We start from the raw sequence: 13580 nt of genomic DNA, 5'->3' as shown, positions 1-13580 counted from the left end.
ACCCGTCAAAGTCGGGGAGGGCGAAATGGCATATTCGACAACTATCGGCGTCAGGGTCCGGGACAAAGTCATCGTGATCACCGGCGGTGCACGGGGAATCGGGCTGGCAACCGCGACCGCGCTGCACAAGCTGGGTGCCAAAGTCGCGATCGGCGACGTTGACGAACCCGCTGTGAAGGAAGCCGGCGCCGACCTCGGCCTCGAGGTGTACGGCAAACTCGATGTCACCGACCCAAATTCCTCCTCGGACTTCCTCGATCAAGTCGAGCGCCAACTCGGCCCACTCGACGTGCTGGTGAACAATGCCGGCATCATGCCGGTCGGGCGGATTGTCGACGAGCCGGATTCGGTGACCCGGCGCATTCTGGACATCAATGTCTACGGCGTCATGGTGGGCAGCAAGCTTGCGGCTCAGCGAATGGTTCCCCGCGGGCGGGGCCACGTCATCAACGTTGCATCGCTGGCCGGCGAGATCTACGTGGTGGGCCTGGCCACCTATTGCGCAAGCAAGCACGCGGTGATCGCATTCACCGATGCCGCCAGGATCGAATACCGCACCACCGGGGTGAAGTTCTCCATGGTGTTGCCGACCTTCGTCAACACCGAACTCGCGTCGGGGACGCCGGGGATGAAAGGGTTCAAAAACGCTGAGCCCTCTGACATCGCCGACGCAATCGTCGCGCTGGTGGCCAATCCCAAGCCTCGCGTGCGGGTCACCAAAGCGGCCGGCGCCATGATCGCCTCGCAGAAGTACCTTCCCCGCTGGCTGTCCGAAGGTCTCAACCGACTCCTCGGGGGTGAGCATGTCTTCACCGACGACGTCGACGCCGCCAAGCGCGAGGCCTACGAGGCCCGGGCCCGCGGCGAAACCGGAGAAAGCTGAGCGCCGTCAACGGGTTGTTCATCGACGGCACGCACAATCGATGAGATGAGCCCAGAAAATCGTGCCACCAGCGAACCCGCTCCCCTGTCCGACGACGACCTGGCCCTCATTGACGCCTATTGGCGCGCCGCCAACTACCTGTCGGTCGGCCAGATCTATCTGCTGGACAATCCACTGTTGGCCGAACCGCTGGTGCCCGCGCACGTCAAACCCCGGCTGCTGGGTCACTGGGGCACCACCCCCGGCCTCAATCTGATTTACGCGCACCTGAACCGGATAATTCGCGAGCGCGACGCCAACGTCATCTACGTCACCGGGCCCGGCCACGGGGGGCCCGGACAGGTGGCCAATGCGTACTTGGAAGGCACCTACAGCGAGGTGTACAGCGCCATCGCGGAGAACACCGACGGAATGCGGCGGCTGTTTCGCCAGTTTTCCTTTCCGGGCGGGATTCCCAGCCATGTCGCGGCGCAGACGCCCGGGTCCATTCATGAGGGCGGCGAGCTCGGCTACGCGCTGGTGCATGCCTACGGCGCGGCCTTCGACAACCCCGACCTGATGGTCGCCTGCGTGGTCGGTGACGGTGAAGCCGAGACCGGTCCACTGGCGACAAGCTGGCATTCGAACAAGTTCCTCAACCCCGCCATCGACGGGGCGGTGCTGCTGATCTTGCATCTCAACGGCTACAAGATAGCCAATCCGACCGTGCTGGCCCGCATTCCGCATGACGAGCTCGAATCGCTGTTGCGCGGCTACGGCTACCGGCCCATAACGGTGGCCGGCGATGATCCGCCCCGCGTGCACCAGCAGCTGGCCGGCGCGCTCGACGAGGCGTTCGACGAGATCGCCGCGATTCAGCTCGCCGCCCGCACCGGCGGCGATATCAAGCGCCCGGTATGGCCAATGATCGTGCTACGCACCCCCAAGGGCTGGACGGGGCCAAAAGTCGTCGACGGCAAGAAGGTCGAGGGCACCTGGCGATCCCATCAGGTTCCGCTAGCTGACACCCACGACAACGCGCAGCACCGTGACCAACTTGAAGAATGGCTGCGCAGTTACCGGCCCCACGAGCTGTTCGAGGATCACGGCAAGTTGCGAGCGCAGCTGCGGGCGATGGCTCCCAGCGGCAATCGACGGATGAGCCCCAACCCGCACGCCAACGGCGGGCTCTTGTTGCGTGACCTCGATCTGCCCGACTTCCGCGACTACGCGGTGCAGGTCAATAGCCCGGGCACCGAAATCCACGAAGCCACTCGGGTACTCGGGACATTTCTGCGCGATGTGATCAGGCGAAATCCGGATCGATTCCGTCTGGTGGGTCCGGATGAGACGGCGTCGAATCGCCTCAGCGCCGTATTCGAGGCAACCGGCCGAACCTGGCTGTCGGAGACCACGGGCGATGACGACCACCTCTCGGCCGAAGGCCGCGTGATGGAGGTGCTGTCAGAACATCTGTGCCAGGGCTGGCTGGAAGGTTATCTACTGACCGGCCGCCACGGCATGTTCGATTGCTACGAGGCCTTCGTGCATATCGTCGACTCGATGTTCAATCAGCACACGAAATGGCTTTCCACCAGCCGGGAGCTGCCGTGGCGGCGGCCGATCGCATCGCTGAACTACCTGCTGAGTTCCCACGTGTGGCGGCAGGACCACAACGGCGCTTCCCATCAGGATCCCGGGTTCATCGACCTGGTCGCCAACAAGCGTCCGGAGGTGGTCCGGGTCTACTTGCCGCCGGACGGGAACACCTTGCTTTCGGTTGCCGACCACTGCCTGCGTAGCCGCAACTACGTCAACGTCATCGTCGCCGGCAAGCAGCCCGCGCTGGCTTATCTGGATATGGACGAGGCCATCGCGCACTGCACCCGGGGACTGGGCATCTGGCAGTGGGCGAGTACGGCCAGCGGCGAGCCCGACGTGGTGCTGGCCTGCGCGGGAGACATTCCGACGTTAGAGACACTGGCGGCCGCCGATATCCTGCGTCGCGAACTGCCCGACCTGGGTGTCCGGGTGGTCAACGTCGTCGACATCATGCGTTTGCAGCCGGAGTCCGAGCACCCCCACGGCTTGCCGGACCGCGAGTTCGATGCGCTGTTCACCCGCGACAAGGCGGTCATTTTCGCCTACCACGGCTATCCATGGCTGATCCACCGCCTTGCTTACCGTCGTGCCAACCATGCCCGCATCCATGTGCGCGGGTTCAAGGAGCGAGGCACCACGACTACGCCGTTCGACATGGTGATGCTCAATAACCTGGATCGCTTCCACCTGGTGATCGACGTCATCGACCGGGTGGAGGGCCTGTCCAGCCGGGCTGCGGTGCTGCGGCAGCGGATGGCCGATGCGCGCCTGGCAGCGCGCCAGTACACGCGTGAGCATGGTGAGGACGACCCGCGAATTGCGGGTTGGGCCTGGGAGCCGAGCGAGCAGAATGAGCTTGGCGAGTGATGGGAGCGAGGCGACCCATGCTTCGGCGCTAGCCTGTGTGGGTGGCGCATGTGTTGACAGTCAACTTGGCTCGTACCCGGGCGAATCCCGACGTGCGTTCGACGTCGGAAATGACGGGTATCGACAAAGTGGCGGCGGATGAGGCGGTAATGGTCCGTGCCCCCGGGCCCATGCAGGGGGGCCTGGGGAGCGGTCTGGTCGGGGACACCATCGGCAATCACAACTTCCATGGGGGTGACGATCAGGCGGTGTACGCCCACTCGCGAGAAGACCTTGACGCGTGGGAGGCGCAACTGCAGCGCACCCTCACCAACGGAATCTTCGGCGAAAATCTGACGACCTCGGGTCTCGACGTCACTGGCGCGCGGATCGGGGAACACTGGCGTATCGGCGCCGACGGCTTGGTGCTGGAAGTCTCCGCGCCGCGGGTCCCGTGCCGCACGTTCGCGGCGTTCTTGAATCTGAAGCAATGGATCAAGACCTTCACCCAGGCCGGCAAGCCCGGCGCCTACCTACGGGTGATCTCGCCCGGAACGGTGCGCGCCGGCGACACGATCACCGTCGACCACCGGCCTGATCACGACGTGACCATTGGGCTGGTATTTCGTGCTCGGATGGCTGAACCCGACCTGCTTCCCAAGCTGCTGGCGGCAGATGCGCTGCCGGCCGAAATCAAGGCGGATGTGCGCCGTCGGCTGGCATCCAACACTGGCTGAGCGCGTCGGCCTCGGCGACTGTGAGCAAGTAGACACTCGACGTGCGTCGGTGCGCATACGACAGCAAGGAATCACCGGTGAGCACGGCGCCACGGGGCGGCCCGATCCTTTCGAGCTACTGTTGGCCCCGCCGAGTTTGTAAGGGTTGTCTGCCCTTTCGGTGATGTGGGCCGAGGAGACGAGCGGGCGGCCGCATCTCGCGGCCGCCCCGGTTGCCCTTGCCTGCAGTTGGCCGGTACCGCTGGCACCGACGAAAAACGGAGGTGGACGACCGCCCCGCAGGTAGAATCGGTCGGCATGCGTGACCATGCGACGACGGCCCCTCACCCGGATGCGCTAATGACGCAGCTTTCCGCGCTGCACAGGTTGCGTATCCACCTTGATGTCGCGGTTGTTGTGGTGGTGTTGGTGCTGACAAATCTTATTGCGCACTTCACCACGCCGTGGGCGAGCATCGCGACCGTCCCGGCGGCCGCGGTCGGGCTGGTCATCCTGGTGCGTAGCAGAGGTCTGGGCTGGGCCGAGTTGGGGTTGGGGCGGGAGCACTGGAGATCTGGGATGTTCTACGCGCTGGCCGCGGTTGGCCTGGTGGTCCTGGTGATCTCGGTAGGTGTGCTGTTGCCGATGACTCGGCCGATGTTCATGAACAACCACTACGCGACGGTTTCTGGCGCCGTGATTTCCTCTATGGTGATCATCCCGCTGCAAACGGTCATCCCCGAGGAGCTCGCCTTCCGCGGGGTGCTGCATGGGGCGCTGAATCGGGCTTGGGGATTTCGCGGGGTGGCGCTGGCGGGATCATTGTTGTTCGGACTTTGGCACGTCGCGACGTCGCTGGGACTGACCAGTAGCAACGTCGGTTTCACCCGGTTGTTCGGTGGCGGGATAGTCGGGATGGTCGCCGGCGTCGTCTTGGCGGTCCTGGCCACCGGGGCCGCCGGCTTCGTCTTCAGCTGGTTGCGCCGCCGCAGCGGAAGCTTGATCGCGCCGATCGCCCTGCATTGGTCGCTGAACGGCGTGGGTGCCCTGGCGGCCGCTGTGGTCTGGCACCTGTCGAGCTGAACCTCGTTACACGATCAACACCGCGGCGCCGGCGATGCGGCCCGCGCTGAGGTCGCTGAGCGCGCGGTCAGCCTGCCCGAGCGGGTATTCGGGCGTGGTGACCTCGATATGATACTGGCCCGCAAAGTTGAGTAAAGCCCGGGCATCACCGCGGGTGTTGGACGTCACCGACCTGATCTGACGTTCCTGGAACAAGTGACGCTGATAGTTCAGCGGCGGGATGTCGCTGAGATGAATCCCGGCGACCGCCAGGGTGCCACCACGGTCGAGGCCCGCCAGAGCCGGCAACACCAGCTCCCCTACCGGGGCGAACAGGATCGCGGCATCCAACGGTACCGGTGGTGGGTCGGCCGCCCCCTGAGCCGATGCGGCGCCAAGCTCGAGTGCCAACTCACGCGCCTCGGCTCCACGGGTCATCACATGCACCTCGGCTCCCTGGGCCAGCGCGACCTGTGCGGTGATGTGCGCGCTGCCGCCGAACCCATACAGGCCCAACCTGCCGCCGGGTGGTAGTTCGGCCCGCAGCAGGGAGCGGTAACCGATGATGCCGGCGCACAGCAGTGGGGCCAGCTCGCTATCGCTGTAGCCGCTGGGCAGATGGTGGGCAAACGCCGCGGGAACGGTGGTGAATTCTGCGTATCCCCCGTCAGCGTCCCATCCGGTGTAGAGGGACTTCGGGCACAGGTTCTCATCGCCACGGCGGCAGTACTTGCACACCCCGCAGGTGTGGCGCAGCCAGGCGATGCCCACCCGGTCGCCGACGGCGAACTCGTCGCCGGCCTCGGCCCCTACTTCTACGACCTCTCCGACCACCTCATGTCCCGGCGTCACCCGCTCCCGGTGCACCGCCAGATCGCCCTCGGTGACGTGGAGGTCGGTGCGGCACACGCCGCATGCTCGCACCGCCACGAGCAGTTCGGAGGCCGCCGGTCTTGGTACTTCGACGTTCACCCGCTCCAGCGGGCCGGTGTCGATGGGACCGGGCCGGCGCACCTGCCATGCGCTCATCGTCGGGGTACTCGCGGGTGCGGCCATCAGTCCATGATGACGCTGCCGCTAGGGAAGGCTCGACCCGCCACCGTCACCAGGGATCCAACGCGCTAGTGGCGGGCCTTGCCCACGATCCAGAGCAGGATCACCGAGCCCAGGATCGCGGTGAACAAGGTGAACCACCAGCCGCCGGCGGCGGTGTCGACAAAGAAGCTCAGCAAGAAGCCACCGATCAGCGCGCCGACGACGCCGATCACGATATTCATCACAATGCCGGATCCGCCGCCTTTGACGATCTTGCCGGCAATCCAACCGGCGAGCGCTCCGATGATGATGTAGCCGAGCCAGCCGACACTGGTCAAGGTGGTGGAGCGAGCCAGGAATTCGGTAGCTGCCATAACGTCCATCGGGATCTCCTTGCAATCACTGGCAAGGTCCAACTGCGGTGTCGGACCGTGACCTCGGTATACCCCGTTCGGGTAACGATGGGGATGCGATTCTGCGAAGCCAAGAATATCCCCGCCTAGGGCGTGTCTGCTTAATGTGAATGGTGTTTTGGCTGATGCTGTTTGGGTGATGCGGACGCATGCGATTTCTGATGATTTGTGGTCGCTGATCGTGGCGGTGTTGCCTGCGGGGCGGCGGCGTGGCCGGCCGTGGAACGATCATCGACGTACTCTGGAGGGCATTATCTGGCGTTACCGTACGGGATCTCCGTGGCGTGACCTGCCCGAGCACTTCGGTCCCTGGCAATCGGTGGCCGAGAGGCATCTACGCTGGTCGGTCGATGGCATCTACGCGCGGATCTTCGCGGCGATCGCCTCTGACCTCGACGCCGAGGACGCCGACCTGGGCGCACTGTTGTCGGTCGATTCGACCAGTGTGCGCGCCCACCAACACGCAGCCGGAGCGCCCCGGGCGCCGCACAGGGGGATCTGTCGAATTACAAGAAATATCTCGATGAGCCCGATGACCACGCCATTGGGCGTTCCCGCGGCGGGCTGACTACCAAGATCCACGCCTTGACCGACCAGCTGTGCAGTCCGGTCACCCTGGCACTGTCGGCCGGTCAAGCCGGTGATAATCCGATGCTTTGGCCACTGCTGGCCGCCCGGTGCAGCAACTCATACGCCCCGTTTCACCTGCTGGCGGACAAGGCGTACTCCCATGACTCGACGCGGGCACAGCTGCGCCGGCTCAAGATCGCCCATACCATCCCCGAGCGCAGCGACCAGATCACCCGCCGCAAAGCCAAAGGCCGCAACAGAGGACGGCCTCCGGGGTTCTCAGGCCGAATCTACAAGCACCGCAACACCGTCGAGCGAAGCTTCAACCGGCTCAAACACTGGCGCGCGGTCGCCACCTGCTACGACAAATACGCCCTGACCTACCTCGGCGGTGTCACCCTGGCCGCCATCATCACCTACCACCGCGTCCGCAATTAGCAGACAGGACCTAGTTGGCGGGGACATTCTTGTCAGGGGCAGTACGGCCTCAGGTCGGTTGTGTTCGCGGTGCTGGGGCGACGGTCGGAGCCACCCCAGCGGCCGGCGCGGGAGCCGGTGCGGGGACGGGTTCCGGCGCGCCCGGTTGGGGCGCGGGCTCACCCGGCGCAGGTGCCGGTGCCGGTGGTGGCATCCACGGCCGGATCGACTCCGCCAGTACCTTCGCCGCACCCTTGTCGACGGGGTCATTCGAGGTTCCCAGCCAGACCACAAACCAGCGCTGCGGCGGTCCTTCGTTGGGCGTGCTGCCCGCGGGAGTGCCGACTACGCCCGTCCAGATCTGTCCGTTGGGCTTGGACTCATCGCTGAACTTCACTTCGTAGTACGACGCGCTTCCGGTTATCCCGTTGGCGTTGAGCGGAATGGTTTCCTGATTGATCCGGGTGCCGGGATAAGGCATGAAGAACTCACCCATATCCGATCCCAGCCGGACGGCGGCCTTGGGATTGGTGGCCTCAGCGCTGGCGTAGAGCTTCTGGTCCAACCGCCCCAACACGACTCGCGTGTCGTTGGCAATTGGCGGGGCCTGTCCTGGCATGGGTGGCTCGCCCGTCATCTTGCTCAGCAGCGCCGACCCGTAGTCCAGGTGCGAAGCGTCGGATTCGACCCAGCCCGCCGGAACGACGAAGCTGAAACCACCGACCGCATTGTTGACCCGCCCGGGCTCCGGTGCATTCGGGTCAACCACCGGTGGCGGTGGGGCGTTGGGGTCAGCTGGTGGTGGGGGTGGCGCGTTGGGGTCTGCAGGTGGTGGGGGTGGCGCGTTGGGGTCTGCCGGTGGAGGCGGCGAAGCGTTGGGGTCCGCTGGTGGCGGTGCGGCATTGGGATCCGCCGGTGGCGCCGCGGTGGTCGACGGTGCCGGCGCAGGCGCCGGGTCGGCGCTGGCGGTCGCCGGAAGGGCAATGGAGACAACGCTGGCACTGCTCACCGCTGCGAGCGCTAGCGTTGTCCAGAGTCCGTGGCGACGTCGCTTGTTGGGGTCCACCTCATGCATGGCGACGAACCTACCGTGTTATGGCCGCGAAGCAAGGATGGCCTGCCCATGTCTTCGCTGATCGTGGCGGACCCGGTGGCAATCGCCTAGGTCCTGTCTGCTAATTGCGGACGCGGTGGTAGGTGATGATGGCGGCCAGGGTGGCACCGCTGAGGTAGGTCAGGGCGTATTTGTCGTAGCAGGTGGCGACCGCGCGCCAGTGTTTGAGCCGGTTGAAGCTTCGCTCGACGGTGTTGCGGTGCTTGTAGATTCGGCCTGAGAACCCCGGAGGCCGTCCTCTGTTGCGGCCTTTGGCTTTGCGGCGGGTGATCTGGTCGCTGCGCTCGGGGATGGTATGGGCGATCTTGAGCCGGCGCAGCTGTGCCCGCGTCGAGTCATGGGAGTACGCCTTGTCCGCCAGCAGGTGAAACGGGGCGTATGAGTTGCTGCACCGGGCGGCCAGCAGTGGCCAAAGCATCGGATTATCACCGGCTTGACCGGCCGACAGTGCCAGGGTGACCGGACTGCACAGCTGGTCGGTCAAGGCGTGGATCTTGGTAGTCAGCCCGCCGCGGGAACGCCCAATGGCGTGGTCATCGGGCTCATCGAGATATTTCTTGTAATTCGACAGATCCCCCCTGTGCGGCGCCCGGGGCGCGCTCCGGCTGCGTGTCGGTGGGCGCGCACACTGGTCGAATCGACCGACAACAGTGCGCCCAGGTCGGCGTCCTCGGCGTCGAGGTCAGAGGCGATCGCCGCGAAGATCCGCGCGTAGATGCCATCGACCGACCAGCGTAGATGCCTCTCGGCCACCGATTGCCAGGGACCGAAGTGCTCGGGCAGGTCACGCCACGGAGATCCCGTACGGTAACGCCAGATAATGCCCTCCAGAGTACGTCGATGATCGTTCCACGGCCGGCCACGCCGCCGCCCCGCAGGCAACACCGCCACGATCAGCGACCACAAATCATCAGAAATCGCATGCGTCCGCATCACCCAAACAGCATCAGCCAAAACACCATTCACATTAAGCAGACACGCCCTAGGTCCTGTCTGCTAATTGCGGACGCGGTGGTAGGTGATGATGGCGGCCAGGGTGACACCGCCGAGGTAGGTCAGGGCGTATTTGTCGTAGCAGGTGGCGACCGCGCGCCAGTGTTTGAGCCGGTTGAAGCTTCGCTCGACGGTGTTGCGGTGCTTGTAGATTCGGCCTGAGAACCCCGGAGGCCGTCCTCTGTTGCGGCCTTTGGCTTTGCGGCGGGTGATCTGGTCGCTGCGCTCGGGGATGGTATGGGCGATCTTGAGCCGGCGCAGCTGTGCCCGCGTCGAGTCATGGGAGTACGCCTTGTCCGCCAGCAGGTGAAACGGGGCGTATGAGTTGCTGCACCGGGCGGCCAGCAGTGGCCAAAGCATCGGATTATCACCGGCTTGACCGGCCGACAGTGCCAGGGTGACCGGACTGCACAGCTGGTCGGTCAAGGCGTGGATCTTGGTAGTCAGCCCGCCGCGGGAACGCCCAATGGCGTGGTCATCGGGCTCATCGAGATATTTCTTGTAATTCGACAGATCCCCCTGTGCGGCGCCCGGGGCGCGCTCCGGCTGCGTGTCGGTGGGCGCGCACACTGGTCGAATCGACCGACAACAGTGCGCCCAGGTCGGCGTCCTCGGCGTCGAGGTCAGAGGCGATCGCCGCGAAGATCCGCGCGTAGATGCCATCGACCGACCAGCGTAGATGCCTCTCGGCCACCGATTGCCAGGGACCGAAGTGCTCGGGCAGGTCACGCCACGGAGATCCCGTACGGTAACGCCAGATAATGCCCTCCAGAGTACGTCGATGATCGTTCCACGGCCGGCCACGCCGCCGCCCCGCAGGCAACACCGCCACGATCAGCGACCACAAATCATCAGAAATCGCATGCGTCCGCATCACCCAAACAGCATCAGCCAAAACACCATTCACATTAAGCAGACACGCCCTAGCGGGCTACCTGGCGGCGCAATGCTTGATGTAACGCCACCTCATGAGCCTTGACGCTGAACCACACTCGCGCCCCGGGCGTCAGCTTCAACTCGGCGGCAGCGTCGACGGTGATGCTCGCGGCCAGGCCGGGCAAGCCGTCGGGCTGGTCCTCACTGCGCACCAACACGGCCGGCCCACGAGTCTGTAGGTCTGCCACGGTCACCTCGGCTGTATTGCGTGGGCTGCCGTGCGGCGGTTCGAGGTGCACTGCCACCGCGGTCGGCGGGAACACGGCGATGGCGTCTTGCCCAAAGTCGAGCGCTTCATTGAGGTCTCGGGCCGGTGTTCCCCTCCATTGGCTACCGAAGCGGGTGTGCAGGGACCCGTCACGGCCGATGGTGCCGCTGACTAGGTTGACCCCCGCGATGCGAGCTCCGAAATTGCTGCGCGGCGCGGCCAGTACGTCGGCGGCCGCGCCGATTTCGGAGATCCGGCCGGCCTCGAGAATCAGCACCCGATCGGCCAGTGTGCATACATCGAGCAGGTCATGAGATATCAGAATTACGGCGCATCCGCTGTCGACCACCACGGCGCGCAGCACCGCCCGGATGGCCGCGGCCGCGGCGACATCGAGTCCGGTCAGCGGCTCATCGAGCAGCAGCACATCTGGTTCGGCCGCCAGCGCCCGGGCGATGGCGACGCGCTGGACTTGGCCGCCGGACAGCTGTCGCGGCCGGCGATCTACCAACTGCTCGGCGCCCACCTTGGCTAGCCACCGCAGTGCCGGTTCGCGTTGTTGGCGGCGACCGGAGCGCAACGTGCCGCGACGGTGATGTGGACCGAACGCCACGTTGGCGCCCACGCTCATGTGCGGGAACAGCAGCGGGTCCTGCAGCAGCAAACCGACTTTGCGGTCGTGGGTTGCCACGTCGATGCCCGCGGCGGTATCGGTCAGCACCCGCTCGCCTAGACGAACCACTCCGTTGTCAGGGCGAACCAGCCCGGCGATGACGTGTAAGACGGAAGACTTTCCGGCGCCGTTGGGCCCCAGGATCGCCAGCACCTCGCCCGCCGCCACCGAGAACTCGACGTCTAGACGACGGTCCGCAACGACCGCGCGAAGCTCGAGCGCGCTCACACCGCGCCGTCCCGCGTCGGCGGCACCGTGCACGCCTGAATTCTGCGAATTGCGCCTGACGTCACGACCCGCGAAATCCGCGCCATACCGTCGGCACTGGGCACCCGATTTGCCCACCACTACGACGCATGCTCACACCCTAAGTGACGGCGAGCATGACCGATGGCCGGTCGCCGCGAGCGGCTAGTGGTGTCCGCTGAAGATGATTAGCATCATCTTCAGATTGATGCGGACGAATCGCCATATCTGGACCGGAAGATTCTGCCGCATGCGCAGTTTGGCTCCGGTGGGTAGTGAGGCGTCGGCAATGCGTTCGGCGGTCCGGACATCCACGTCTGAGCCGCTTTTGTCCGCGTCCGTAAGGTCCATGGAAGCGCCTTTCATTCAGGGATCAACCACCAGAACGGCCTGGCCTTGGCCTTGTAGATGAACAGGTAGTGCAGCAGCACCTTGATCCAGTGCCCCGCCAGGCCAAGCTCACCGGATGTGCCGCTGATGTCGCGGCCGGTCTGCGGGTAGCGCACCGGGTCGGGCACGACCGGAAACATGGTCATCGCGGCCGCCGAACCCTCACGCAGTCCGGTTCCGGCCGAGGCGATGCATGCGGCGCCCATGGTCGCCATCGAGGCTTGGTGGGCCGGACTCGCGGCGTTGTTGGTGATGCGATCGCGAATGGTCTCGGCCACGGTCTTGGCCATGATGCCCGACGGCATGCCGGTTCGGGGTGGGCTGGGGGTGATCACCGTCCCGGTAACGCTCTTGCGCGGTTTGGAGATTGGGTGCGGCGGCGCGAACGCGATGCCGGGCGCGAAGATGTTCGGATAGGCCACGGATTCGTAGGTGTGTGGCCAGTCCTCGGCGGTCCACTCGTCGTAGGGCTTGCCCGAATAGTCGGCGTCGACCTTGAGGAAGCCCGATGGCGCGAACAACGTGGACGTGATGTCGTTGCCGTCCCGGTCGTAGGCGGCCAGGCTGGCGCCCCTAAATGGTGGCAGCAGCATCGCAAAGTCAAAGTCCAGATCGTGTTCTTTGCCGTCGAGCTGTTCGTAGCGCAGCTTGCCGTCCATCACCTCGTGCACGTGGGCCTGCGTGATCGCCTTGACGCCACGTTCGCGGAATAGCGATTCGGTCCACAGCCGGCTGGACTGCATGAATCCCTTGTCGACGAATCTCCTGCCGTCGACCCCGAAATCACCCAGCTCGTACTCATTGGTCAGATAGATGACCTCGGCCAAGTCGCGCACACCGGCGGCGCGCAGTCGATGTTCGACGTTGAAGGTGTACTCGAACGCTGCCCCTTCGCAGGTGCAGGTGCCATGCCCGACACCGATAACGAGGCGCTGCCGCTGGCCGGCCCGCAACTTGGCGATGACCCCGTCGAGCGCCTTGGCGGCCTCGGTGGCGTGGTCGGCAGTACACACCGAATACGAGTGCCCCTCGGGACCGAGGCCCGGCGTCGCCGCGAAATTCAGCTGAGGGCCCGTCGCATTGATCAAATAGTCGTAGCTAAGGCTGCCGGTCTCGCCGCGTCGCCCTTCCTCGGTGTACGTGAAGTCCACCGACGGTGTCTGCTGTTCACCGGTGCCCTCGGGCCGGATAGCGGTTGCCAGCGCCTGGTGAAAGACGATGCCTTTGCGCCGGTAGATCGGTTTGAGGGGAATCAACACCTTCGCCGGTTCCATCCGCCCCACGCCGACCCAGATATTGGATGGAATCCAGTTCCAGTCGGCGTTCGGAGAGATAACGACGATCTCGTGTGCGCGGGGAAGCCATCGGCGCAGGTGCAACGCGGCGGTATGGCCCGCGATGCCCGCGCCGAGGATAACGACTCGTGCCATTGGTCGCTCCTTGATCGAACTCAACTACAGCTGAGGTAGCTAGCCGATCATCATTCTATACCCCCTA

General features: G+C 65.0%; 10 protein-coding genes and 3 pseudogenes. 5 read left to right on the top strand and 8 right to left on the bottom strand.

Going from position 1 to position 13580, the window contains the following annotated elements:
- Positions 1-25 precede the first annotated feature (25 nt).
- From G6N41_RS18385 to G6N41_RS18370, 4 genes are all read left to right on the top strand, one after another.
- Complete coding sequence (locus G6N41_RS18385; RefSeq protein WP_198965329.1) at positions 26-883, top strand: SDR family oxidoreductase; 858 nt, start codon at positions 26-28, stop codon at positions 881-883.
- Positions 884-928: 45 nt separating this feature from the next.
- Entirely contained in the window at positions 929-3331 is a 2403-nt protein-coding gene (locus G6N41_RS18380; protein WP_198965328.1) for a phosphoketolase family protein, read from the top strand.
- Between the two features lie 50 nt (positions 3332-3381).
- Positions 3382-4047, top strand: coding sequence for an MOSC domain-containing protein (locus G6N41_RS18375; protein WP_198967912.1), 666 nt, complete (start codon positions 3382-3384; stop codon positions 4045-4047).
- Between the two features lie 339 nt (positions 4048-4386).
- Positions 4387-5109: a CPBP family intramembrane glutamic endopeptidase gene (locus G6N41_RS18370; RefSeq protein WP_198965327.1), complete on the top strand. Its 723-nt coding sequence runs from the start codon at positions 4387-4389 to the stop codon at positions 5107-5109.
- A 6-nt stretch (positions 5110-5115) separates the two neighbouring features.
- Here G6N41_RS18370 and G6N41_RS18365 read toward each other — a convergent pair whose 3' ends face one another.
- Both G6N41_RS18365 and G6N41_RS18360 read right to left on the bottom strand, forming a co-directional pair.
- On the bottom strand, positions 5116-6144 hold the full coding sequence (locus G6N41_RS18365; RefSeq protein ID WP_198965326.1) for a zinc-binding alcohol dehydrogenase family protein: 1029 nt from the start codon (positions 6142-6144) through the stop codon (positions 5116-5118).
- Positions 6145-6209: 65 nt separating this feature from the next.
- A complete protein-coding gene (locus tag G6N41_RS18360; RefSeq protein ID WP_020728987.1) occupies positions 6210-6506 on the bottom strand; it encodes a GlsB/YeaQ/YmgE family stress response membrane protein in 297 nt (98 codons plus the stop codon).
- Positions 6507-6672: 166 nt separating this feature from the next.
- On the opposite strand from G6N41_RS18360, the pseudogene G6N41_RS18355 reads away from it, so the two are divergent.
- Positions 6673-7544, top strand: a pseudogene (locus G6N41_RS18355) (IS5 family transposase).
- Between the two features lie 49 nt (positions 7545-7593).
- Here the strand turns inward: G6N41_RS18355 and G6N41_RS18350 are convergent.
- The 6 genes and pseudogenes from G6N41_RS18350 to G6N41_RS18325 all read right to left on the bottom strand — a co-directional run bounded on the left by G6N41_RS18350 (position 7594) and on the right by G6N41_RS18325 (position 13513).
- On the bottom strand, positions 7594-8598 hold the full coding sequence (locus tag G6N41_RS18350) for an alanine and proline-rich secreted protein Apa (RefSeq protein WP_117423383.1): 1005 nt from the start codon (positions 8596-8598) through the stop codon (positions 7594-7596).
- Positions 8599-8698: 100 nt separating this feature from the next.
- Positions 8699-9573: pseudogene (locus G6N41_RS18345) on the bottom strand (IS5 family transposase).
- Between the two features lie 60 nt (positions 9574-9633).
- Positions 9634-10507, bottom strand: a pseudogene (locus G6N41_RS18340) (IS5 family transposase).
- 46 nt (positions 10508-10553) lie between these two features.
- A complete protein-coding gene (locus tag G6N41_RS18335; RefSeq protein ID WP_036455911.1) occupies positions 10554-11675 on the bottom strand; it encodes a sulfate/molybdate ABC transporter ATP-binding protein in 1122 nt (373 codons plus the stop codon).
- Positions 11676-11858: 183 nt separating this feature from the next.
- Positions 11859-12044 carry a hypothetical protein gene (locus G6N41_RS18330; protein WP_231608576.1) on the bottom strand — a complete coding sequence of 62 codons (186 nt, stop codon included), beginning with the start codon at positions 12042-12044 and terminating at the stop codon, positions 11859-11861.
- Between the two features lie 11 nt (positions 12045-12055).
- Entirely contained in the window at positions 12056-13513 is a 1458-nt protein-coding gene (locus G6N41_RS18325; protein WP_198965324.1) for an NAD(P)/FAD-dependent oxidoreductase, read from the bottom strand.
- Positions 13514-13580 lie beyond the last annotated feature (67 nt).

Origin of the sequence: Mycobacterium shottsii (genome assembly GCF_010728525.1) — a bacterium.
Classification (GTDB): Bacteria; Actinomycetota; Actinomycetes; order Mycobacteriales; family Mycobacteriaceae; genus Mycobacterium; species Mycobacterium marinum.
The sequence above is the reverse complement of the archived record's forward strand: the minus strand, read 5'-3'. Positions and strand labels throughout refer to the sequence as shown.